Source organism: Bacillus horti, from assembly GCF_030813115.1.
GTDB lineage: Bacteria > Bacillota > Bacilli > Caldalkalibacillales > JCM-10596 > Bacillus_CH > Bacillus_CH horti.
Genome location: NZ_JAUSTY010000002.1, coordinates 43,256 through 66,698, shown reverse-complemented (window position 1 = coordinate 66,698; position 23,443 = coordinate 43,256). Strand labels below are relative to the sequence as shown.

The following is a 23,443-nucleotide window of genomic DNA, read 5'->3' as shown; positions in this document are numbered from 1 at the left end:
ACTGCAGAGAACTACAATTTTTCGTATTACCAAAAGAATGGAAGTAGGGTTAAAGCAGACAGTGCAGCTAGAGGCAGAACAAACCTCCTATATCCCGGATAGAATGGTCCATATCCATATCCATATCCATATCCGTAAGGACCATATCCATAGGGGTAATACCCAGGATAAAATTGTCTTTCATATTGTCCTGAATCATTTACTTGAGTAATATTACTCATTTCAAAATCTTGTGAAACCCTAGGATTCATATCAGGGGCAATCATATGAACGTTTTGATCATCCACATGTTCAATCATACCCTCATACGTTTTTCCATCATGTATTTTTATTCTTACATAATGATGAACATAAGTGATACATACCTGTTTTAAATCGTGACTATGGGAATGAAACTCGTGATTCATTGAACCTCCTCCTTTTTCATCTACATGATATTCATTCCTTTTTGCCCACGATACCCAAGATAGGGAAATTAGGCTCATCCACCTGTAAAGCTTCAGTCACCATCATAAAAAAGAGGAGGAGGTCTATTCAATGAATCCTATAAAAAAAGCTTGAGGGAAATCCCTCAAGCTTTTTTCAGTCTTTATAAAGACTTTAAGTAGAACGGTACGGAAGCTTAACCTCCGATGCCATCTCCACCCTCATTCATGTCAGTTCCTGGGGTCTCCATGTCCATGTCATTATCTGGACCTGGCTCTACGTCAGCACATCCTGTTGTAAAGGCAAACACTCCAACTAACGCTAGTGTCAAAGCAAGCTTTTTCATTGATAAAACCTCCTAAATAGTTTTTATTTATTATTTGCTATTATCTAAAGCAAGTAAGCTATTCTCGCTTACGTATTTGTTATGTTCCCCATAATTGTTACAAAAATGTGATCTACTTATTAAAAATTATGAACAAAGTAAGAGTTTTTTAAGACTAAATAGAAGATGGTTAATAAAAGAGGGAGATTTGCTTATTTTTAAGCCAGTAGGGTTTATATCTTCTCATAAGGGGTATCGAAAATAGTAAGAATCCTTCTAATCCAATGGAAGGTGAAATGTCCACTAGCTTCTTTCTTAATAAGAGGCTAAATCCTATAGGAGGTGTTTGATCATGGAATTTCTAATAGCTTTAGGTGCTATTGTAGTGATCTTTGGTGGGATCGTGTGGTATAGAAAAACGACTTGGAAGGTATATTCTGTAGCTTCTAGCCAGCATACGGATGATATAAGAGAAAAATACGATTATCTAAAGGAGCATGATATACGTTGTAAATTAGAAAATGTTCCTCAAGATAACGCTGTTCCAGCACATAATCATCCTGCTAATTTTTCAGGCTTTACACCACCAGAATCATCACTGCAGCTACTTGTCCATAAAAACGATGTAGCAAAAGCAGACGAAGTATTAGAGCAGATGAGCTACGCGTAAGTTAGTCAATCAGTTCAACAAAAAATCCGACTAGAGATTTTACTCTAGTCGGATTTTTTGGTTGATAAAGATATTAACTAGTCGTTATTTACTACATCTTCACCTTTATAAGTTCCACAAGATTTACATACTCGGTGAGCTAGCTTTAATTCTCCACAATGAGAGCATTTTACCATTCCAGGTACAGATAGTTTGAAATGAGTACGTCTCTTGTTTTTGCGAGTTTTAGAAGTTCTTCTAAAAGGTACTGCCATGTTACTCCACCCCCTTCAAGAAAGTATACATAGGATGTATAGGAAATTAAAGCGAGTTAATCTTTCTTCTGATCAAATAACTTCGCTAAATCCGCTAACCTAGGATCAATTTTGTTCTTCTTCATTTCTTCTGTAAGTACAGACCAGCCTGTTCCCTCAAGAACCTGGTTTGCTTCGCATTCTTCTTTTGACTGACACGTAGGAACAAACGGAATGGACATCAGAATCTCTTCCTCTATATAAGGAGTAAGATCGATTTCCTGACCATGTACAGGATGTATTTCCTCTGTCAGGTCATCCTCATCTTCTTCAGTTTCAATTTGTAAAATGCTCGGCTGTAAAGAGAATAGTTCCTCTATGTCCTGTTCATAATCATAGATGACATCGGTTAAACAACGTGAACAAGGTAGTGTATATTGACCTACAATTACACCTTTGACTATAAATAGTCCTGCTTCCATTTCCCCTTTTCCGCTGAATTTAGCTGGAGATAGGGCAAGAAGCTGCTTATTCTGCTCAACCAAATGAGGTAATTCATAAGTATGCTCCAGAGTCATCTGTTTTCCTTTTAACTCAAAGCAAGATTTCTTCTCAATCTTCATTCTTATCACCTCAAAGCAACAGAAGTAATTATATCGTGTTCATAGGCTTTTTGTCAACTTTTCATGAGATCATTTCTCACTTCATTTCAAGTTTCCCACTCATTAAAAAGCGATCTTTTTCTTTTCTACTTTGCTACTTTCTGCTAGTAGCTGTTGCATATCCTTAATAATAGCTGCTATGGCGTGTTGATTATGATGAACAGTAATCACATCAGCAGCTTCCTTTAGCCTTGGATGAGCATTTTCTACAGCCACTCCGATTTCCGCTTCCTGAAGTAGCTCAAAATCATTCATATTATCCCCAATAGCTACTACATACTTAGGATTGAGATCACTCTCCCGAAATAAATGCTGTAACGCACTTCCCTTAGATACTCCCTTAGGTAGAATTTCTAAAAAGAAAGATTCTGAACGAACCAGATGCATCGGCAATTGTAGCACTTGCAGAAACTGCTCAACCTTCTCCAATTTTTCAGGATCCCACACTAAAATAATCTTTTCCCATGGAGAAGCAATTTGATCTACTGGATCATAGCAGATTGTAATGGACTCTTTTGATTTGTGGAGATCTGTAATGGCATTTTCTTGGATAAAATAAGCTTTCTCATCACTGTAAATTTCTATGCCTAGCTCAGGGAATTGTTGCTGTAGCATTGGAACGATGCCATATATTTCATCTGGTAAAGAGCTGTTCCATAATGGTTTATCCTGATTAAAATCATAAACCAATCCACCATTATATAAAATTCCAGGTACATTTATAGGTAATTGATGCACATAATTCATAACCGAGCTTTTGATTCTTCCGGTGGCAATACTGAACATTCCCCATTTCTCTCATTCTCCCTCCAGCATTTTATTATTTTTCTCTATACTTTTTCTAAAACTAGAACTAGGAATCTAGCCTAAGAACTAGTCAGACCAAATGCTTCTACTAGTATATCATGAAAAATTTATTCACTGTGATCGATAGCCTACTTGAACAATAGACTTTTCCTTCACATAAATTCTCTCCCGTAAGAAGAATTAAGGAGATTTTTTTTCATGAGAAAAAATAGTTGGTATAATAAATATAACAAGAATGAGATGTAAGAAAGTGCAAACTTTCATGCTACATTTCGGAGGTGAATGAAATGAGTGTTGTCGGCTTGGTTGTTGAATATAATCCTTTACATAATGGACATTACTTTCATTTTGAGCAAGCGAAAAAAACAACTCAAGCAGATGCCACTGTCATTGTCATGAGTGGGAACTTTCTGCAGAGAGGTGAACCTGCTCTAGTGGATAAATGGGCACGTACGGAAATGGCGTTACGTATGGGAGCTGATTTAGTCTTAGAGCTTCCATATGTGTTTGCCACACAGCATGCTCAGCATTTTGCTTTTGGAGCTATTTCCATACTCCACCAGCTTCCTTTTGTCACACATTTATGCTTCGGTTCGGAGCACGGTGAGATAAACCCATTTCTAAACTATGCTGCCAAACTGGTCAACGAGCCTCTTGCTTTGAAGGAAAAGATCAGATCAGAAATGAAGAGTGGTATTAGTTATCCCCAAGCCTATATGACAGCTTTAGAGGAAATGAGCTTGCCAAATGAAGATCCCGCTTTCTTAAAGCAGCCAAATAACATATTAGGGTTACAGTATGTAGTAGCTTTAAAGAAATTGAACAGCCAGATTCAGCCAACCACCATCAAACGAGAAAAAGCTGGCTATAACGATACCTCGTTTTCTGATCAGCATATCGCCAGTGCAACTAGCATACGAAAAGCTATATTTGATGCTGAATCCCCTGCATGGAATCTAATTAGAAACTATGTCCCTGACTTCACATTCGATATTTTACTACGTGAGGCAGAACAAGGGAAAGGACCAATCTCATGGGAGAGCTTCGCACCCCAGCTGTTTCATACGTTGCTTTCCCAATCACCTGAACAGGTCAAAAGCTTATATGAAATTGAGGAAGGAATTGAGTATCGTCTAAGGGATAAGGCATCTGTCTCCTTATCCATTAAGGAGCTAATTGAACAGACCAAAACAAAGCGTTACACATGGAACAGGATTCAGAGAATGCTTGTGCATATCCTGCACCAGTTTCCAAAGCTATCTGCTGATCAACTGAAGCTTATGCAAGGAGCAAGCTATCTTCGTTTGTTAGGTTACTCAACTAAAGGCCGGGAGCTTTTAAACCAATCAAAAAAGGAGCTTCAGCTTCCTTTGATTTCTGCGATCAAAAAAGAGCATCCGGCTATGCTCGATTGGGATATTCATTCCTCAAGGATTTATTCACAAGGATTTGCCAAACAAAGTACTGAAAACAGAAATAGAGAGCTAAAACAGCCCCCTATCGCTATCAAGTAATTATCTATAATTAATCAAGTTAATCAAGTTATTTAAGTTTAGGACAACCTTCAAGTTTACTAGGCTCTAAAGCTTTATTAATCTTTTGACGGTAGTGATTCTAAATAATCTAATGCATCTTGAACCGTATCCACAGGCACAACCTTCATTGATGTTTTAATATCCTCAGCTGCCTCCACAGCTCGATTGTAGTTGGAGTCCTCTGCTCCTTCTTCATATGGTGCAAAAAAGATATCAGCACCAGCTTTGTGGGCAGCTACTATTTTTTGATGAATGCCTCCGATACGTCCAACTTTACCTTCTGGATTCATCGTTCCCGTTCCTGCTATAGCGTATCCTTTTGTAATATCCTCGGGCGTGAGCTGATTATAAATTTCTAACGTAAACATTAACCCCGCTGATGGTCCTCCAATACGTCTTGTATCAATACTCACTGGTGGGTTGACCTCAATTTCTTGCTTCGTCATGGTCGAAATGCCAATACCTGCTCTAGGCTGCTCTTCACTCGCTCCTTCAATATCCTCATGAGGAAAAGCGGACAGAGCAAGTGTAATTTCTTTTTCTTCCATATTTGTTCTGTACTTAATTCTTACTTCATCGCCCTCCTGTTTTGTGCGCACATAGGCAATTAACTCTTCAGACGTAGCGATGTCACGATCATCAACTGAAGTAATAATATCTCCAAACTTCAAATGCTGTTCCGCTGGCATTCCTTCTACTGTAGCTACTACCATAACTCCTCGGTCAGATACAATAACCTCTCTACCTGCTAGCTCATAAGCTACAGAAATCGCCGTTTCCTGTGATGACTTCATAATAAAGAGCTGTCTTTCTGTATATTCACTTTCATCCTTATAGTCTCTTAATAACGCTTCCTTAGGAATGGTTTCTCTATATTCATCCCACTGAGCAAGAGCATAATTGAACACATTCGCCCCTGACATTCTGACTGTAGTTAGCATAAATGTCCCTTGTTCACTGTATCCATTTTCAACCTCAATAATTGGGCTCAGTTCAACAGCTGCCCCTGGTGAGGAAATAAAATACGGTAAGGGATAAAAATAAGCAGCGGTAAGGATGATGATAAGAACTATAAAGGATAGCCATAAACGATTATTATTACGCTTGGTGTGATTCATGAGTGTTCTCCTTCCAATCTGCTATCAAAGCCTTAATAGTAGGTACAGCTTCTTCAGCCGCTACCATTCCTTCCTTTACAATTTGTTCAACCTCTGTGAACATAGTAGGGCTTATACTCCCTACCTTTGGACGGATGAGTACATCGGCATTTAGCATACGGTACCTTAGAATTTCTCTCTCCATCACGTCAATCGATCGAGCTATGACATCGAAAATAGATGTAATCGGGTGGAAAGCCTCTACAAAAGAAACATCAACAGCTATAACTAAATCAGCTCCCATTTCTTTTACTACTGAAACAGGGACTCGATCGATAACCCCCCCATCGACATAATAAGTATTGTCGATCATTTCGGGAACGAATATTCCTGGTATGGAAATGCTCGCTCGAACGGCTTCTGCGATTGGACCGTCAGTAAAAACCTTACGTGCCCCTTTTTGCAGATCTGTTGCAACAATAGCAAGTGGAATTGAAGTCTCCTCTATATTTTTCTTTTTCGTTAACAAACGGATAACTTCTTTAACTTTATCTCCTGAAAGTAGACCCATTTTAGGTACAGTATAATCGACCCAGTATTTTCGAGGAAAGTGGGAAGCAAAATTTTTGATTTGCTTTGGCGTAAGCCCGGCACTGTATAAGCTACCTACTAAAGCACCTGCACTACTACCTGCTAAATAGTCGATTGTAATGCCATGCTCTTCAAACACCTCTAAGATCCCTATATGAGCTAAGCCCCTAGCTCCACCTGAGCCTAGAGCTAAACCAATCGTAGGACGGCTTTTCTTCTGTGGTTTTGCTTCGCTCGTACCCTCAGTCACTTTCGTCACCTCTTTAATAGCTATTTATACTTTGGACAAATCATACCTAAAACTTCAAAGGTCTATTTTCTCTTTCTCTTTCGTAATATATATAAAAACTTGTCTTAAGCCAAGCTCTTTATGCAATCTGACTGTAGCCAACTACTTTTCCTATTTGGTATTTCCAATGACCTTTTTCAAGTCAACGCTTCTATGGAGGTTCGTATGATACGTTCAACATACATAAAAACGGGCGCGTTAGCGTTAGCTTCCTTATGCTTAGTTTTTGCTATTGTATTGTTTCCCAAACAAGCCTATGAAGCCTCTTTACGTGGGCTTACCCTTTGGTGGGATGTCGTTTTTCCTTCTCTCCTGCCTTTTTTTATTACAGCAGAATTATTAATGGGCTTTGGTGTCGTTCATTTTATCGGTGTTTGGCTTGAGCCCCTTATGAGACCCTTATTTCGTATCCCAGGAGTTGGAGGCTTTGTTATGGCTATGGGAGTGTCCTCTGGATATCCCATGGGGGCCAAGCTAACTGTGAAGCTTCGTGAACAAAAGCTAGTAACAAAGTCAGAAGGCGAAAGGCTGTTAGCGATCAGTAGTACGTCTGGTCCATTATTTATGATCGGGGCAGTAGCGGTCGGTTTTTTTCACAATGCAACACTTGGTATTCTCATTGCTGCTGCCCATTATGTAGCTGCTCTTATTGTCGGATTGATCATGCGCTTTCATTCTTATAGAAATGAACCGCATAACGAAAACCAACAGAACCCTTCTAGAAGCATTCTTTATCGAGCGTTACAAGCCATGCATAGGGCCAGAGTACAGGACGGACGTTCCTTAGGCACTTTAATGGGAGAGGCCATTACGTCTGCTATTCAAACCCTATTGATGATAGGTGGTTTCATTATCATATTTTCTGTTCTTCTTTCTATTATGCATCTCATTAGGCTGGATCAAATCTTCTTTTTCATTGCTTCTCTGATTTTAATACCCATGGGGTTCCCAGCAGAATTAATCTCTTCCTTATTCGCTGGATTATTTGAAATCACATTAGGTAGTCAGCTTGCAAGTGCCAGTTCTTCAGCCATACCGCTAATCTTAAAAACAGCTATCGCCTGCTCTATCATATCCTGGAGTGGTCTATCTGTACATGCTCAGGTAGCAAGCATGATTGCTAAAACAGATCTTTCCTATAAGCCTTATCTTTTAGCTAGATTTTTTCACGCCATTTTTGCTTTCCTATGTGTCTTATTATTATGGGAGCCATTCCAGTCATTTATTAAACAAGCGAGCCTTCCGACAACTTCCATGCTAGAACAAATAAAATACTGGTCACCCCAGTCTTACTTTATTGGGAGTGTCAGTATTTCTGGCTTATTCTTATGTCTATGTTTCCTAACGATCTATCTTCCATATAGAAGAAGTTTTCGCAAAAGGGCGTAAAAATTATACCTTCCCAAACTTCTTCATCAAAGCCTCTTCCACCTCAGGAGGAACTAATTCACTAACTGAAGCATGATACTTAGCTACTTCTTTTACAATGCTCGAGCTTAAATAGGAATACTTGTTGTTTGTCATCATAAAAAAAGTCTCAATCGAATCATCTATTTTCCGATTAATGGAGGCTACCTGCATTTCGTATTCAAAATCAGACACAGCACGCAGACCTCTCACAATCGTTTTGGCTTGTTTTTTGCGCATAAAATCGATGAGTAAGCCATTAAAGGAATCCACTTCAATATTATTAAGATCCTTCGTTACTTGGCGAATTAAATCCATACGCTGCTCCACAGTAAATAAGGGATTCTTTTTTGTATTATTTCCTACCGCTACGATGACTTTATCAAAGATTTTAGCCGCTCGCTGAATAATATCTATATGTCCGTATGTAACCGGATCAAAGCTTCCTGAGCACACAGCAATCATACTCACTACATATCCTCCTTCGATCGTTGAACATAGATACGAATATCCGTTTCACCATAGTTTTGATGCTTCCATTGCTGAAGCTGACCAACCTGCTTTGGCAGATCTGTGTCCTTTCCTGTCTCAACAACAACCCTTCCCTCTTCGGCTAAAAGATTATAATCATTAATAACAGCTAGCTGTGTAGAAATTTGCTGCTCAGCATAAGGAGGATCTAGAAAAATCAAATCAAAGCTAAGCTCACGCTTTATAATAGCTTTCAAGGCTCTACTCGCTTCATTACGATACACTTCAGCCTGATTCGATATGCTTAAACTGTCCAAGTTCTGATTGATGATATTGATTGCTTTTTTATGGGTATCTACAAAAATAACTTTGTCTAATCCCCGGCTTAGCGCTTCAATCCCTAATCCACCAGTTCCAGCATATAGGTCGAGGGCTAATCCCCCTGTGAAAGAATGCTGCTCTAATAAGTTGAAGATGGACTCTTTAACCTTGTCCGTTGTTGGTCTTGTATTTTTTCCTGGAACAGCCTGCAAAGACCTCCCTTTATATTCTCCGGCAATCACTCTCATATCTTCACCATTTCACTCTTATTTGTAGACAGCCTGTTATTCTGTAGGATGTCCAACCTCTATGTTATCATAAAAAAAATTTGTAAAGGTATATTTTTCATGTGACTGATCATAATAGAATTATCGGCATCTCAATGATGTCGTAGACAACCGCGGAGAAGACTTACGTTTCCCCATAAGCTCTTCCTCCGGTTTCTCCTCTCCCATTGACCATCTACCCGTAATTGGAGTAGATGGTCTTTTTTTAGTTTATTTCTTACGATCAAATCGATCGATTCCTCCAAAGACACTATCTCCAGCTCCCATAATATCCGGTTGCTGCATCACCCATTCAAGAAACTCTTGGCGTGTAGCAAAATAATCCTGCTGTATGACATATTCCTCAACCTCTTCGTATGACTTTCCATCTAGCGTTTCAAACTCATCCTGTGAAAGTATATCGCTAGTTCGTAGCGATTGTAGGACAGATGGAACCATCCAAGAACTAGATAATGGGTTTAACTCCTCTTGTTCTTCTAGCTCCCTCTTAAACAATAGATTTCTAAGAAAGGAAACGATGAGCACGGCAAACAATATAATAAATAAAACCATAAATACTGTACCCATAGGATTTCACCTCCAGTTAAGCGATTTCATTGCTTATGCTTATTATAAGCTTTTTAGGTAAGAAAGTCCTGCATGAAGCTTCTCAATTCCATTCTATTCCACTCAGTAGCTCAGGTTGTTACCCTCTAAGAGTACAAAACAGTTTTCTTCGCTAAATGCAGAAAAGTCTGCTTCATAGCATTGAAGCAGACTTTAAATTCCCATTTTGTAATCATATTCTTTTGCTTTATCAGGCTTTGCATTTTGATATTCCGTTTTAAGCTCATGTCTGTAGGAGCGATCAATCTTCTTAACAAAATTAAATTGCTCCAGCTTTTGCAATGTATCCTCAATAGTAGGCTCATCCACGTACATAATCGCGTAACGCATCTTCCGTGAAATGTAATGCACATTGCCAAATCGTCGCAAATGCCTTGCCATCTTAATATTGTTCAGCCAAACGGCCAGGCCAACACGCTGTGGATACATAACCATTTCCTCACATTCGGTTCAGAATATCTTTAATGTTAGCATGGAATGAGTAAGGAATCAATCCATAAACCAGCCTAACCTTTCATTTTTTTCTCTAGCTCTTTTACCTTTTTTTGAACCTGCTCTTTTGAGCTGTTTTCTTGTAGCTTTTTCAGCTTACCGAGCTCTTTGTATATCTTCCAATCCGTAGAAACGTGGATCTCCTGCTCTTTGTCATGATGATAATAATCGGTCAGAAGATCATATGCCTCTTTTCTAATTTCTTTCATTCTAAAGCGAGCAAATTGCTTTACCTGTACTCCCACTAAGATATGTTTTTCGGCATGAACAACAACAGCATCTGTAACGGTGGGAATGGCTAAAACAATATCTTCTATATCGATTGTCTGATCATTTTGAGAGAAATAAGGCTTGTAGCCACGAATATCTTTACTTTCGCCTACCTGCTGTGTAAAACCTCTACTTTCTCTATAGCTTTGATCGTTGTCACTCTGACAACCAGAAAGCAGAACATTTAGTAGAAGCAAGCCTCCCAATCCATACATCCAACTTTTTCGGTTATTCAAAAAACAACCCCCATTCCTTTAGATAAGCTTATGTTTCCAAAAAAAGCTTATTTTATGAATGAGGGGTTCCACTTTTTATTGATTCAAACTTTTTGTGTACGTATTGCAAGAGCTTGTACAAGTAATAAGAACTCGCTTGAATAGAATGATACAAAGTTATTATTATATAAACTAGCATGGCAATCTTACCAGGCGTATAGGACAGCATTCCTTCAATTTGCGAGAAAATAAGAAGGCCTGTCCATAATACCAGCATCCAAGAAAAATGAAATTCGGCTCTATGCTTCATCTTCATTTCCATCACCTCTATAACAGGTATATGAAGATATTTCACACATTATACCAATTTCATGCGAGTCTAAATATGGTCTACAAACTTCTTTCCTTTATAGCTCCACTTGAACGAGGCAATTCAAAGGCGAATGTTGTTCCTTCTCCAAGCTTACTATGAACATGAATCTTTCCACCATGAGCATCAATTAAATGTTTCACAATAGCAAGACCAAGACCAGTTCCCGTTCCAGATTTCACTCTAGTACGTGCTTTGTCTGCTTTATAGAAGCGCTCAAATAAGAAAGGCAAATCCTCTTCAGAAATTCCGCTTCCAGTATCCTTTACCTCAATCTTGACGAAATCTTCTACCTCGCGCATCATCACCGTGACAGAACCACCCTCTGATGTATGTCGTAATGCGTTATCAACTAAGTTGGTTAGAATCTGTTCTAGTCGATCAGCATTAACATCATATTTATATTTCGATGGTGTCACGTCCTCTATGACATCAACCTCTTGCTCCTTAGCCCGATTAGCAAACTTTCGAATCACTTTAAGTACAATCGGGTCAATGGTCATTGTTTCAAGCTGTGGTTCTACATGTCCCGCTTCCATTCTAGCCAGATCTAGCAGTTCATTCACAAGCCTTCCCATTCTTAAAGCCTCGTCATTTAAGATTTTGGCGAGCTCCTTACGCTCCTCTGGAGAGTCTACTATATCGTCAATTAATGCCTCACTGTAGCCCTGCATCATAGATAAAGGAGTACGTAGCTCATGGGAAACATTGGCTACAAAATCCTTACGTAGCTTATCCAAGCGGTTCTCATCTGTCATATCTCGTATAACGGCAACTGCTCCACGAATAACATTTTTATTATATAGGGGAGCCATGGCAATTGTCCAAAACCGCCCCTGTGCGGAAATAGAACCTACGTGTTCAGCCTCTGTTTCCACTACCTTATTAAAAATATTAACAAACAGATTAGGTAGCGCATTAGAATCCTGTACATTTTCTTCATAACGCCACGTATTCAGCATATATTCGGCAGGTGGATTAATTAAACTTATTTGTCCTTTAACATCCAAAGTTATAACTCCGTCTACCATACTTTTTAGGATGCTTGATAGCTGTTCCTTTTCATGAGATAAAGCCTGAACAGAATCATTCAATTGCTCAGCCATATGGTTAAATGTTTCACCCAATTCACCTATCTCATCCTTCGATTTAATCGAAACATTAGCTTGGAAATCTCCTCCTGCTAAATGATCAGCTGCAGATTTTAGCTGCCTTAAAGGTGAAGTAATTCTTGTAGACAAGAAAAAGGCAAACACCGTGGTCATAATGATTCCGATACCAGCAGCATAGTGAATAAGCTTCTTAGCCTCATCAATCGTTTGAGTAATCACTCCTAAGCTCTGATAAAGATAAACAGCACCTCTCTGCACTCCATTCAAAACTAGAGGGACTCCGACAATAATTCCATCGATCTCTTGATCCTCTGCATTATAAACCTGAAAGTGACCTCTTCTCACAACCGTTCGATCCTCAAAAAGAACCATCTGTAGCTCCACATCACTCACTAAAAACTGAGCAGGAATATTGTCATTAAGAGGAAGCTGATATAAATCTCCTGAGTATCGATTTATGACCGTTAAGCTCGTGTTTGATACACCAATTAGCTCTTGAGCAATCTGTTGCGCATGATCAGGATTCGGATACGTTTCAAACATATACGCCACTCGATTAGCTAGATTTTTAAGATTTTCCTCATGCTGATCGTAGTAAAAACGATCAAAGAATTGCACCAAAAGAATAGACAATATAAAGAGGACGACGGTTACCAGACCGATAATCGTCATCCATAATTTCCCTACGATGCTTCTCCATAAGAAATTCACTCTGCTGACACCTCAAGCTTGTAACCAACACCCCATACGGTGCTAATCATACTAGCTGCTTCTGGAGAAACTTTATTTAGTTTTTCTCTAAGGCGCTTAATATGGGTGTCTACAGTACGTAAATCCCCGAAAAACTCATATTGCCAAACATCCTTTAATAGCTGTTCCCTTGAAAATACCTTGTTAGCCGCATTTGCTAAGTATAGAAGTAATTCATACTCCTTTGGAGTAAGATTCACCTCTGTCCCTGCAGCGATCACTCTATGAGCGTCATGATCAATCGTTAAATGCGGGAATACAATAACGTGATTCGAGCCTTGCTCAATATCTAAATAAGCCGTCGACGAAGCTCGTCTTAGCACAGCTTTTACTCTGTGTACAACCTCACGAGGACTAAATGGCTTTACAACATAATCATCTGTACCCGCCTCAAAGCCTTGGATACGATTAACCTCTTCACCTTTGGCTGTTATCATAATCACTGGTGTAGACTTCTTCTCACGGAGCCTTTGACAAACCTCAATACCGTCTATTCCGGGCATCATTAAATCAAGCATGATACAGTCATAATCTTGGGCCAACGCTTTTTCTAAGGCTTCTTCTCCATTCTCTGCTTCCTCAATTGAGAAGCCTTCACGCTCTAGATACATACGTAATAACCGACGGATACGATCCTCATCATCAACTACTAAAACTCTTACTTTACTCTCCATCTCTTAGCCTCCTGACGCATAGGAGTGTAATCCTGCAATAATTAAGTTCACAAATACTAGATTAAACATAATAATAACAAAACCAATAACACCTAGCCAAGCCGACTTAGTTCCATGCCAGCCTTTTGAAAGTCTAAGATGTAGGTAGGCGCTATAAAGCAGCCAAGTAATTAAAGCCCAAACCTCTTTTGGGTCCCAGCCCCAGAAGCGCCCCCATGCCTGTTCTGCCCAAATCATAGCAAAAATCAGACCACCTAACGTGAACAAAGGATAGGCAATAGCTATAGCACGGTATTGCATCTCATCAAGCATAGCGGGTTTAATATCGGATAACCATGGCTGCATAACAGCCCCCAATCTTTTTCTAAAGATAAGGAGTAATAATCCATATAACACTAAACCTGATAGGAAAGACCAAATTAACGTATTAAACTTTCTTGGCGCATCGACACCTTTCATCCAACCAGGTGTTGAGATAATCGGCTCCATACGCTCGGGAGAAAGAATCGTTGGGTTTTGTGGTCCAGCGATAGCTGGTAGGGTGTACGCTAGTACCTGAGATTCTTCCCTCTCATTAATATATTCAAATGATACCTCATAACCCATTCCTCTAAACGTAGAGGTTACGATGATAAAACCAACAAGCATTAAGACAGCACAAATAGATACCTCTAAGAAAAAGTTTTGTTTATTTAGTCTACTTTGGTTCACTGTACGTATAATATACATCAAACCGGCAGCAAATGCGATAGCAAAAATCCCTTGACTTAAAGAAACAAAGGAAACATGTAGCGTTAACCAGTGACTTTGTAGTGAAGGTACTAGTGGATTAGGAGTACTATCAAATACAGAAGCCCAACCAAGCAAAGTTATCGCAAGAGGAAGAACGAGAATCCCCAATAAAGTTGTTCTATATATAGCGTACAATATGATAAATCCAAACACCGTCATCATCGCTAAACTGACCATGTATTCGAACATGTTACTCAGTGGAACATTCGTTACTCCAATCCAACGAGTAATAAAATAGCCTAGGTGAAAAAGGAAACCAATACAAGCAAAAATAAAGCCTGCCTTCCCCCAGCGCTTCTTATGGGTTTCAGGATCTCTATCCGACCATTTCCTTCCTAAAATTGAAATGACAAATACTACTCCTGAAATAATATAAACGAAGAAAGTAATTAATAGTAAAGTACTACTCAAACTAATGAGTTCTAAGTTCATCTGACTCTAAAGCCTCCTTATCTAACTCCTCAACATCTAAATCAAGCCCTGTCTGCTCAATCACATGTGAAACGTCTTTTTGTATACCAAACCAATTTTTATTTGTATGAGCAGATATCCATATTTCCTGCCCTTCTTTTTGAATCCATATTCTCCTATGATTCCAATAGAAGCCCATCGTTAACCCTATCATAAAGATCATTCCACCGACCATCAGAATAGGTAGTGTAACATCCTTCATGACCATTAAGCCAGATACACTGTCAAGCTTTACACCGCTAAGCTTGAGTTCATACTCATTAGGATTATTGGGATCTTCAACCGTTCTCCCCAAGAAAACCCAGCTTCTTTCTCCAGTAGGGTTTTCAGGAGTCTTAATCATAAAGATAAAGGCTGGATTATTAGGAAGTTCATTCAGAGTAGTAGGCTCATTATTACTATCTAAATCAAAGTTAGGATAATATTCTCTTAGTTCTACCTCATATCCATCCTTAATAGGATAGGTTGCCTGTGGATTATTAAGATCAATTTGTACCTCTCCTAATAACTCTTCAGTTTCCTTATGCTGTAGGTTAAACGTAAACTCACTGAATTCATTAATACGATAATCAGATTGAAAAAGTTTTAAACTACCAAAAGTTAATGGATCATTCACCAAAATTGTATGCTGAGCTACCTCTGTGAGCGTTTCTTCACCCGTGCTAGGATCAACGGTAGCCTGATACAGAATAGCTTCCGTCCTAAATTCTCTTGGAACCATTCGCTGCTCTTCTAAGAATTGATCAATCCCAGGAAGGTTTTCATCATCATACAGTTCAAGATAGAATCCTTCACTTTTCACATAGAAACCTGGAGCGTCGTTAAGGGGAACAGTTTGTCCATCTCTAACCCAGACATAGCTATCTAATGTGAAACCAGGAAGTATTCTCATCAACACACCGATAAGAAAAATGATTAAGCCTACATGATTAACATATGGACCCCATCTACTGAAGCGTCCTTTTTCTCCCATTACAGCGTGTTCTTCTTCACGAACAGTAAACTTTCTTTCCTGCAAAGCCTTTTTGGCTTTTTGAAGCACATCCTCAGGGTCTGTCACCTTCTGTTTTCCGTGCATGCGCTGACGTGATAAAAACGATAAATGCCTTGTTACCCTTTGCTTTTTCAATGCCCTATATAATGGAACAACACGATCAATACTACAAATAACAAGTGAAATACCGATCATGACTAGTAAGCTTACATACCACCAAGAGCTATACGTATTATGTAGCCCTAAAACAACATAAAGATAGCCTAATGTGCCATATTCATCCGGATAGAATTGCCACGGATCAGCGTTTGGTGGGATATAAAACTGCTGCGGAAAGATGGTCCCAAAAATAGAAGCAATCAACGTTAAAAGAAGCAGCCAAATAGCTACCTTTACAGAGGAGAAGAAATTCCATACGTGATCAACAATAGATTTCCTGTGAGTCTGAGATCTCCTTGCTGCCCCTTCATATCTCATATTTAATAAGTTTTTGGAGTCTTCTCCAAACGGCTTCCCACAGGATTCACATATCTCTGTACCTGGAGGATTCGCATGACCACATTCACATTTTATTTGTTCAAGCATACCATTCACCTTCAATACTATACGTTATGTCATCTAATCTCATTGACTTGAAGATTTCATGAGCTTAATATAATCTTCAATCTGAGCTTCCGAAAGTGCGCCAACATGATGCCCTACAATCGTCCCCTCTGCATCAATAAAAAAGGATGCTGGTAAACCGCTTACTCCATATAAGTTTGTCACCTGTCGATTGCGATCTAAAACGATCGGAAAGCTCAATCCAAATCTATTCGCAAAAGAAGTAGCCTCTAGCTGACTTTGTGCAATATTGACAGCAAGAATTTCAAAGTCATCTTGATTTTGGTAAGCTGCTTCCATATAAGGCATTTCATCCTTACACGGACCACACCAGGTAGCCCAAAAATTAATGAAAACAGGCTTTCCTTTATAATCGCTCAACTTAAGCTGTTCACCTTCAGTAGATTCGAGCGTAAAATCAGGGGCTTTGTCATTGATACCTACAGAACTATTACTATTAGAAAGCCCAGTATAAAACGCTCCACCAACCGCTATAAATATCACTAGCAACACACTAAAACGAATCAGGGTTCGTTTGTTTTTCACCGTTCTCCCTCATTTCTTAACCTCTGTTTCGATACATAGTATAGATAAAACTATAGTTAATCTCATTATACAAATAACCATAGTCTACTGGACTGTTATTTATGAAAATTATGTGAAGACATACTCTTAAGCTTTTCTAGCTCTGTCTTCGTTAACTCTCTAAACTCTTCTTGCTTTAATCCCTCTAGCGTTAAGCAGCCGTAGCGTTCTCGATGTAAAGCTACACACGTGTGACCGATGGCTTTACACATTCTGCGTACTTGACGATTTCTACCTTCATGAATGGTCAGCCTTAATTGAGACTGCTGTCCTCCCTTTAGCTCTGTAACAAGCTCCGCCCTAGCTGGTGCTGTCATGCCATCCTTAAGCATAATCCCTTTTTCAAGCCTAGCTAATTTATGGCGTGTCGGCACTCCTTGCACGGTGGCTATATACGTCTTTTCAACGTGAAAGGAAGGGTGCATAAGCTGATGGGTTAAGTCACCATCGTTTGAAAGCAAAAGGAGCCCAGACGTATCATAATCCAAACGTCCAATTGGATAGATTCGTTCTTTAATATCTCTAAAATAATCCATTACAACTCTGCGGCCCTGAGGATCAGAAACACTAGTAATGACGCCTGTAGGCTTATAAAATATATAATAAACACTGTTCTCAAAGCTAATCTTCTTATTTCTAACCTTGATCTCATCTTGTTTAGGATCAACTGTGACTCCTAATTCTCTAATAATTTTTCCATTGACACTGACCAATCCCTCTAGGATCATTTCCTCTGCCTTCCTTCTAGAAGCAACACCGGCGTGTGCCAATACTTTTTGTAGCCTTTCCAACTCGCGTTCACCTCATCTATCATCATACATCTTCAATACCTCTGTTACAAGCTTTGACCACTAAATGCTGAGCAAAACAAAAAACACTCTTTTTCTCAAAAGAGTGAGTGAAACTACATAAATGAAAAGAATAATTAAAGCGAAGCATCAACTTCCTCCAAATACAATGGTACATATAACAAGAGCAGCAATGGCAGCAGCTGCATCTGCCCATAGCCCAATTTTTAAGGCATAGCCTATCTTTCTTATGCCTACTGCTCCGAAATAAACGGTTAGAATGTACAACGTGGTATCCGTACTACCTTGCATCGTGGAAGCAAGCCTTCCCAAAAATGAATCAGGTCCAAACGTTTCTATGATATCCGTTGTTATCGCTAATCCGCCTGTGCCTGAAATAGGTCTAATTAGAGCTAAGGGAACGATTTCAGATGGGATACGCAGAACCTGAAGGAGTGGACTTATAAATGAAAGAAAGTAATCTAGCGCCCCAGACGCACGGAAAATCGTAATGGCAACAAGCATGCCCACTAAATGCGGAATAATGTTAATAGCCGTATGAAAGCCTTCCTTTGCTCCATCAATAAACGTTTCGTACACAGGAACCTTCTTCAATGCGCCATAGATAAGGATCAAGCCGATTAAGCAGGGAATGGCCCATAGTGACACAACCGATAATAGACCGAACATTAGAATCCCTCCATCCTAGAATGAGGATCGGTACTTTCTTCGGTACCATTTATCTAACAGAATGGCGACCAGTGTTCCGCAGCATGTGGCAAAAAGTGTGGTTCCAACAATTTCAACCGCATTGGCAGATTCATAATTTAAGCGTATGGCAATGATCGTAGTTGGAATCAACGTCAAGCCAGATGTATTGAGGGCAAGAAACGTAATCATAGCAGAAGATGCTCGATCCGGGTGAGGATTAATTTTCTGTAGCTCTGTCATCGCCTTAAGTCCCATCGGAGTCGCTGCATTCCCTAAACCGAACAAATTGGCACTAATATTAGAAAGAATATAGCCTAGGGCAGGTGAGTCCTTAGGAACGTCAGGAAATAAAAATCGTACAACCGGGCGTAAAAGCTTGGCAAACAAAGCTAGCAGTCCTGATTCCTCGGCAATTTTCATTAGTCCTAACCAAAAAACAAGGACACTAATTAACCCAAAGCAAATCGTTACACCTATCTTAGCTCCCTCAAAGGTAGCCTCGTTAATTTCCTTCATATTTCCGTTGATCGCCCCGACCACAATGCCAATGATGATTAATCCCATCCAAATGAAATTAATCATCCTATATTCCTCCTAAAACTTTTAATACAACTGTTTTAAAACTACTCCACCAAGACTGACGATTCTCTTCAGATGTAAACTGGATAGGTACACGACCAATCTCCTTTTCGTTTATGTATAAATACATATAACCTGCTGGGAAAGGGTACTGATCAGACTCTGTTTGCTCATAGCTTGGATGAAGGCTTATCTTTCTTACCACCCTCTCATCATTGCTTAATGGATAAGCAAATTCATTCATTAATTCAAAGTGACCGTCTTCTCGTTCTAATCTCTGCTCGGTTAACTTTTGTCCCTGTTCAACCAACGTAGTTAGCTTATAATTGTTGAAGCCATATTCAAACATAGAAATATGATCATTCCAATCATCACCTGCGTTAAGAGTCACAGTAACAAGCCTATGTCCATCCTTCGTTGCGGAAGAGACTAACGTTCTATGGGCTCTTTTGGTAAATCCAGTCTTTACTCCGTCCGCATAGGGATACTTGGATAGCATCCGATTTTTGTTATACCATATTCGATCCCAGCTTTCTCCTTCTAATGGTGCTGTTCTCCGTTCAGTTGCTACAATCTTGGCAAACTCTTCATTCTGAATAGCATAGGCGGTAAGAACAGCCATATCCCTTGCTGTGGAATAATGCTCCTCATGTGTGTCTAAGCCATGAGGGTTACTAAACACCGTTTTACTCATACCTAGCTCCTGCGCCTTCTGATTCATTAGCTGAACAAACCCTTCAACAGATCCTCCAATATGCTCAGCTATGGCCACAGCTGCATCGTTACCGGAACGGAGCATTAGACCGTAGAGCATGTTTTCTAAAGTGAGCTTTTCTCCAAGCTTCAAATAAATAGAGGAGCCCTCTACTCGGTAAGCGTTACGAGAGGTTTCCACCTTATCTGCTAAGTCCCCATTCTCAATGGCAATGATGGCTGTCATGATTTTGGTGATACTGGCTATTCTAAGCTGCTGATCGCTATTTTTTTCAAATAAAATTCTCCCTGATTCCGTGTCCATTAAAATTGCAGCTTGTGCTGATACACCGACATTAGCTTCTACAGCAAGACTTGGCATGTTAGCCAATACTATTAATATAAGCAGAGCTGCACATAGCTTCTTAAAAACCTTACGATCCTTCATAGCCCGCTTCCCTCACTTGTCCCTTGATTTGTACATGTATATGCGGTTTGTCCATAAAAAAATACCCTTTTCCGAGAATTCATGTCCCTACACAGGAATTCTTAGAAAAGGGTTATATGACTTACCTTTATATTGTTTTTTTATATTGCTTTTTACATTACTTTGAGAAAAACAAATCAGCCTCCTGCTCAATCTCCTCAAGATCAGGATTCTCCGAAAGAGAAGGAAGATCTTCAAGCCGGTTAAGGCCAAAGTAGTCCAAAAACTCCTTTGTCGTTCCATAGAGAATAGGTCTACCTGCTCCTTCCATACGCCCTACTTCTTTAATTAACGCTTTTTTGATCAAGGTCGTGATAGCTCTATCACTTTTAACGCCTCTAATTTCTTCAATTTCAACCTTTGTCATAGGCTGGCGGTAGGCTACAATAGATAATGTCTCCAAAGCAGCCTGTGATAGAGTCGCTTGAGTAGGAGAAAATGCTAATTTCTCATAATAGGAAGCGTGCTGCTGCAAGGTAGTCATTTGGTAAGCTCCAGCCACTTCAATAATCTGAATACCTCGATGAGCCTTTGCATACTCCTGTTTCATTTCCTCAATGATTTCAATCACTTTTTTCTTATCTTCTTCTACCACGTCTGCGATTTGCTTTACATCGATTCCTTCTTCACCTGAAACGAAAAGTAAACCTTCAATGATTGCTTTTAGTTCAACTTGTTCCACTTTCCTTCTCCTCCGCGTAATGTGAGATGATAATGTCCCCGAATAAAGCACTCTGGTTACAGAATATATGCTTTTTCTTCATCAGTTCAAGCAACGCTAAAAAGGTTACAATTAAGCGATCCTTACTCCACTGTCCCCGAAACAGCTCTGAAAACCGGACACGCCCTTGATCCTGAATGAGCTGACGGATTTCCGTCATGCGATCATCAATCGATATTTCATCTCGATCAACCTTGGTGAAGTTAGGCTTCTTTCTTTCCTCTAGCAGCGCTTCGAAAGCATCTAACAAATCAAATAAGCTTACATTGGCTACCGGGTTTACTTCTTCAGGCTCTAGGGTGACCATACTAGCAATGTCTTCAGCTGGCCTAGTATAAATTTGACTTCTAACTGTTTCCTTCTCACGTAGCTTAAAGGCTACATCTTTAAATTTCTTATATTCAATTAAGCGTAAAATGAGTTCTTCTCTCGGATCTAGCTCCTCATAATCCTCATCAAGCATAGGTTCAAGCTCTTCTTTCTTGGGTAGGAGCATCCTACTTTTCATAGCTAGAAGCCTAGAAGCCATCACTAAAAATTCACTGGCAATATCCAGCTCCATTTGCTGCATTTGTAAAATGTATTGCATATATTGATCAGTAATCTCTGCCACGGAAATCTCATAGATATCCACTTCAGCTTTATCAATCAAATGCAATAATAGATCCAAGGGGCCCTCAAATGTACTGACCTTAACGTTTATCATAGAAATATCCTTTATTGATTAAATTGTTGATTCAAATTAGCCATTTCAATCGCAGAAACGGCTGCTTCCCAGCCTTTATTTCCAGCTTTTGTTCCTGCACGTTCTACAGCCTGTTCAATCGTATCCGTCGTTAATACTCCAAAGATCGTTGGAACATCGTGCTGCATATTAATCGCTGCAACACCCTTAGCCACCTCATTACACACGTAATCAAAGTGAGGAGTAGAGCCTCGGATAACTGTACCTAAAGTGATAACAGCATCCACTTTTCCACTAGCTGCAAGCTTTTTTGTTACAAACGGAATTTCAAAAGCTCCTGGAACCCAAGCGATAGAAATGTCTTCTACTTTCACTCCATGACGAATGAGAGCGTCCTTAGCTCCACTCAAAAGCTTGCTCGTAATAAACTCATTAAAACGTCCGACTACAATTCCTACCTTTAATCCTGTACCAATTAAATGTCCTTCATAAATTTGACTCATGATATTTCCTCCTCTTATTCCATTCCTAATAAATGACCTAGCTTTGATTTTTTCGTTTCAAGGTACTTTCTATTTTCGGCGTGTTGTCCAATTTCCAAAGGTACTCTTTCGACAACTTCAAGCTCATATCCTTCTAAGCCAGCTCTTTTTCTTGGGTTATTTGTTAAAAGAGACATCTTCTTTAGACCTAAATCCTTCAGAATCTGTGCTCCAATTCCATAATCTCTCAAATCAGCAGCAAAGCCTAGCTTTTCATTAGCTTCAACTGTATCATAGCCTTGCTCCTGTAGCTCATACGCTTTTAGCTTGTTAATCAGCCCTATGCCTCTTCCTTCCTGACGCATGTAAAGCAGAATCCCTTGTCCTGCTTTCTCAATCTGTTCAAGAGCAGCGTGTAGCTGTGGACCACAATCACAGCGGTAGGAGCCGAAAATATCTCCTGTCAAGCACTCCGAGTGAACACGAACTAATACTGGCTCATCAGGTGTAATATCTCCCTTGACCAAAGCCACATGCTCCTTGTCATCAAGAACGTTCGTATAGGCGATCGCTTTAAATGTGCCATAAGCAGTAGGCAAGGAAACGGCTACTTCTTGTCGAATTAAAGTATCTTTTTTGTTACGATATTTGATTAAATCCTTAATGGTAATCAGTTTCAGCTCAAAGCGATCGGCAATTTGTCTAAGCTCAGGTACACGAGCCATGCTACCGTCCTCATTCATAATTTCACAAATGATTCCTGCGGGATAAGCTCCCGACATGCGCGCCAAATCAACGGCTGCTTCTGTATGACCAGCCCGACGCAAAACGCCTCCATCCTTCGCAATGAGTGGAAAGATATGGCCCGGTCTCTTAAACTCATGCTTTTGTGCCTTAGGATCAATTAGCGCTCTAATCGTAGCTGATCTTTCATGAGCGGAGATCCCTGTTGTCGTTGTTTTATAGTCAACAGAGACTGTAAAAGCAGTTCCGTGTGCATCCGTATTCTGCTCCACCATAGGATGCAAATTAAGCTCATCCGCACGCTTTTCCGTAATAGGAGCACAGACCAGTCCTCTACCGTGGGTCACCATAAAATTAATCAATTCAGGCGTGCTTTTCTCAGCCAACGCTACAAAATCTCCTTCATTTTCTCTGTCCTCATCATCAACAACAATGATTGGCTTTCCTTGCATTAATTCATAAATAGCTTCTTCTATTGAATCAAAAGTTGTACTCATC

At 39.6% G+C, this 23,443-nt stretch carries 29 protein-coding genes; 3 read left to right on the top strand and 26 right to left on the bottom strand.

From position 1 onward, the window contains the following. Nucleotides 1-26: 26 nt before the first annotated feature. A complete protein-coding gene (locus tag J2S11_RS02380) occupies nucleotides 27-407 on the bottom strand; it encodes a hypothetical protein (RefSeq protein ID WP_307390411.1) in 381 nt (126 codons plus the stop codon). Between the two features lie 215 nt (nucleotides 408-622). Further along, nucleotides 623-772, bottom strand: coding sequence for a hypothetical protein (locus J2S11_RS02375; protein ID WP_307390408.1), 150 nt, complete (start codon nucleotides 770-772; stop codon nucleotides 623-625). 331 nt (nucleotides 773-1,103) lie between these two features. Between J2S11_RS02375 and J2S11_RS02370 the strand changes: the two genes are divergently transcribed. Then, the gene (locus J2S11_RS02370) at nucleotides 1,104-1,421 is read left to right on the top strand and encodes a hypothetical protein (protein WP_307390405.1); all 318 of its coding nucleotides are present in this window, start codon (nucleotides 1,104-1,106) and stop codon (nucleotides 1,419-1,421) included. Between the two features lie 77 nt (nucleotides 1,422-1,498). On the opposite strand, the gene rpmF is transcribed toward J2S11_RS02370, so the two are convergent. The 3 genes from rpmF to J2S11_RS02355 form a co-directional block, all read right to left on the bottom strand. Continuing rightward, nucleotides 1,499-1,675, bottom strand: coding sequence for a 50S ribosomal protein L32 (rpmF, locus tag J2S11_RS02365; RefSeq protein ID WP_307390401.1), 177 nt, complete (start codon nucleotides 1,673-1,675; stop codon nucleotides 1,499-1,501). Between the two features lie 56 nt (nucleotides 1,676-1,731). Next, nucleotides 1,732-2,277, bottom strand: a complete 546-nt coding sequence (locus J2S11_RS02360) for a YceD family protein (protein ID WP_307390399.1) — start codon at nucleotides 2,275-2,277, stop codon at nucleotides 1,732-1,734. Between the two features lie 102 nt (nucleotides 2,278-2,379). After that, on the bottom strand, nucleotides 2,380-3,102 hold the full coding sequence (locus J2S11_RS02355; protein WP_307390397.1) for a Cof-type HAD-IIB family hydrolase: 723 nt from the start codon (nucleotides 3,100-3,102) through the stop codon (nucleotides 2,380-2,382). A 308-nt stretch (nucleotides 3,103-3,410) separates the two neighbouring features. Here J2S11_RS02355 and J2S11_RS02350 point away from each other — a divergent pair, with 308 nt between their 5' ends. Continuing rightward, nucleotides 3,411-4,637 carry a nucleotidyltransferase gene (locus J2S11_RS02350; protein WP_307390394.1) on the top strand — a complete coding sequence of 409 codons (1,227 nt, stop codon included), beginning with the start codon at nucleotides 3,411-3,413 and terminating at the stop codon, nucleotides 4,635-4,637. A 77-nt stretch (nucleotides 4,638-4,714) separates the two neighbouring features. Here J2S11_RS02350 and J2S11_RS02345 read toward each other — a convergent pair whose 3' ends face one another. Together J2S11_RS02345 and J2S11_RS02340 are read right to left on the bottom strand one after the other, a co-directional pair. Then, nucleotides 4,715-5,776, bottom strand: a complete 1,062-nt coding sequence (locus J2S11_RS02345) for a SepM family pheromone-processing serine protease (protein WP_307390392.1) — start codon at nucleotides 5,774-5,776, stop codon at nucleotides 4,715-4,717. Continuing rightward, nucleotides 5,757-6,596, bottom strand: coding sequence for a patatin-like phospholipase family protein (locus tag J2S11_RS02340; RefSeq protein WP_307390388.1), 840 nt, complete (start codon nucleotides 6,594-6,596; stop codon nucleotides 5,757-5,759). Before J2S11_RS02340 ends, J2S11_RS02345 begins: the two co-directional genes overlap by 20 nt. Nucleotides 6,597-6,800: 204 nt before the next feature. Between J2S11_RS02340 and ylbJ the strand changes: the two genes are divergently transcribed. After that, a complete protein-coding gene (ylbJ, locus tag J2S11_RS02335; protein ID WP_307390386.1) occupies nucleotides 6,801-8,024 on the top strand; it encodes a sporulation integral membrane protein YlbJ in 1,224 nt (407 codons plus the stop codon). Nucleotides 8,025-8,027: 3 nt separating this feature from the next. Here ylbJ and coaD read toward each other — a convergent pair whose 3' ends face one another. The 19 genes from coaD to J2S11_RS02240 all read right to left on the bottom strand — a co-directional run bounded on the left by coaD (nucleotide 8,028) and on the right by J2S11_RS02240 (nucleotide 23,442). Further along, on the bottom strand, nucleotides 8,028-8,513 hold the full coding sequence (gene coaD, locus J2S11_RS02330; RefSeq protein ID WP_307390385.1) for a pantetheine-phosphate adenylyltransferase: 486 nt from the start codon (nucleotides 8,511-8,513) through the stop codon (nucleotides 8,028-8,030). Further along, on the bottom strand, nucleotides 8,513-9,082 hold the full coding sequence (gene rsmD / locus J2S11_RS02325; protein ID WP_307390383.1) for a 16S rRNA (guanine(966)-N(2))-methyltransferase RsmD: 570 nt from the start codon (nucleotides 9,080-9,082) through the stop codon (nucleotides 8,513-8,515). Before rsmD ends, coaD begins: the two co-directional genes overlap by 1 nt. 249 nt (nucleotides 9,083-9,331) lie before the next feature. Then, nucleotides 9,332-9,688, bottom strand: a complete 357-nt coding sequence (locus tag J2S11_RS02320; RefSeq protein WP_307390381.1) for an OadG family protein — start codon at nucleotides 9,686-9,688, stop codon at nucleotides 9,332-9,334. A gap of 192 nt (nucleotides 9,689-9,880) precedes the next feature. Then, nucleotides 9,881-10,156: a YlbG family protein gene (locus J2S11_RS02315; RefSeq protein ID WP_307390379.1), complete on the bottom strand. Its 276-nt coding sequence runs from the start codon at nucleotides 10,154-10,156 to the stop codon at nucleotides 9,881-9,883. 77 nt (nucleotides 10,157-10,233) lie between these two features. After that, nucleotides 10,234-10,725, bottom strand: coding sequence for a YhcN/YlaJ family sporulation lipoprotein (locus J2S11_RS02310; RefSeq protein ID WP_307390376.1), 492 nt, complete (start codon nucleotides 10,723-10,725; stop codon nucleotides 10,234-10,236). A gap of 52 nt (nucleotides 10,726-10,777) precedes the next feature. Beyond that, nucleotides 10,778-11,020, bottom strand: coding sequence for a hypothetical protein (locus J2S11_RS02305; protein WP_307390373.1), 243 nt, complete (start codon nucleotides 11,018-11,020; stop codon nucleotides 10,778-10,780). A 74-nt stretch (nucleotides 11,021-11,094) separates the two neighbouring features. Then, nucleotides 11,095-12,897: a sensor histidine kinase gene (locus J2S11_RS02300; RefSeq protein ID WP_307390370.1), complete on the bottom strand. Its 1,803-nt coding sequence runs from the start codon at nucleotides 12,895-12,897 to the stop codon at nucleotides 11,095-11,097. Then, complete coding sequence (locus J2S11_RS02295) at nucleotides 12,894-13,610, bottom strand: response regulator transcription factor (protein ID WP_307390368.1); 717 nt, start codon at nucleotides 13,608-13,610, stop codon at nucleotides 12,894-12,896. Before J2S11_RS02295 ends, J2S11_RS02300 begins: the two co-directional genes overlap by 4 nt. Before the next feature lie 3 nt (nucleotides 13,611-13,613). Beyond that, complete coding sequence (ccsA, locus tag J2S11_RS02290; protein ID WP_307390365.1) at nucleotides 13,614-14,834, bottom strand: cytochrome c biogenesis protein CcsA; 1,221 nt, start codon at nucleotides 14,832-14,834, stop codon at nucleotides 13,614-13,616. Further along, nucleotides 14,815-16,452, bottom strand: a complete 1,638-nt coding sequence (gene resB, locus J2S11_RS02285) for a cytochrome c biogenesis protein ResB (RefSeq protein ID WP_307390361.1) — start codon at nucleotides 16,450-16,452, stop codon at nucleotides 14,815-14,817. Before resB ends, ccsA begins: the two co-directional genes overlap by 20 nt. A 39-nt stretch (nucleotides 16,453-16,491) precedes the next feature. After that, on the bottom strand, nucleotides 16,492-17,016 hold the full coding sequence (resA, locus tag J2S11_RS02280) for a thiol-disulfide oxidoreductase ResA (protein ID WP_307390358.1): 525 nt from the start codon (nucleotides 17,014-17,016) through the stop codon (nucleotides 16,492-16,494). A gap of 95 nt (nucleotides 17,017-17,111) precedes the next feature. Further along, the gene (locus tag J2S11_RS02275; RefSeq protein ID WP_307390355.1) at nucleotides 17,112-17,846 is read right to left on the bottom strand and encodes a pseudouridine synthase; all 735 of its coding nucleotides are present in this window, start codon (nucleotides 17,844-17,846) and stop codon (nucleotides 17,112-17,114) included. Nucleotides 17,847-17,993: 147 nt separating this feature from the next. Further along, nucleotides 17,994-18,533, bottom strand: a complete 540-nt coding sequence (locus J2S11_RS02270) for a spore maturation protein (protein ID WP_307390352.1) — start codon at nucleotides 18,531-18,533, stop codon at nucleotides 17,994-17,996. A 15-nt stretch (nucleotides 18,534-18,548) separates the two neighbouring features. Further along, a complete protein-coding gene (locus J2S11_RS02265; protein ID WP_307390350.1) occupies nucleotides 18,549-19,136 on the bottom strand; it encodes a nucleoside recognition domain-containing protein in 588 nt (195 codons plus the stop codon). Nucleotide 19,137: 1 nt separating this feature from the next. Beyond that, complete coding sequence (locus J2S11_RS02260; protein ID WP_307390347.1) at nucleotides 19,138-20,274, bottom strand: D-alanyl-D-alanine carboxypeptidase family protein; 1,137 nt, start codon at nucleotides 20,272-20,274, stop codon at nucleotides 19,138-19,140. Nucleotides 20,275-20,431: 157 nt separating this feature from the next. After that, nucleotides 20,432-20,995 (bottom strand): SMC-Scp complex subunit ScpB, encoded by a 564-nt coding sequence (gene scpB, locus J2S11_RS02255; RefSeq protein ID WP_307390344.1) that lies wholly within the window; start codon nucleotides 20,993-20,995, stop codon nucleotides 20,432-20,434. Beyond that, on the bottom strand, nucleotides 20,982-21,740 hold the full coding sequence (locus J2S11_RS02250) for a segregation and condensation protein A (RefSeq protein WP_307390341.1): 759 nt from the start codon (nucleotides 21,738-21,740) through the stop codon (nucleotides 20,982-20,984). Before J2S11_RS02250 ends, scpB begins: the two co-directional genes overlap by 14 nt. An 11-nt stretch (nucleotides 21,741-21,751) precedes the next feature. Continuing rightward, nucleotides 21,752-22,222: a 6,7-dimethyl-8-ribityllumazine synthase gene (ribH, locus tag J2S11_RS02245; protein WP_307390338.1), complete on the bottom strand. Its 471-nt coding sequence runs from the start codon at nucleotides 22,220-22,222 to the stop codon at nucleotides 21,752-21,754. 14 nt (nucleotides 22,223-22,236) lie between these two features. Next, nucleotides 22,237-23,442, bottom strand: a complete 1,206-nt coding sequence (locus J2S11_RS02240; protein WP_307390334.1) for a bifunctional 3,4-dihydroxy-2-butanone-4-phosphate synthase/GTP cyclohydrolase II — start codon at nucleotides 23,440-23,442, stop codon at nucleotides 22,237-22,239. Nucleotide 23,443: the final 1 nt, after the last annotated feature.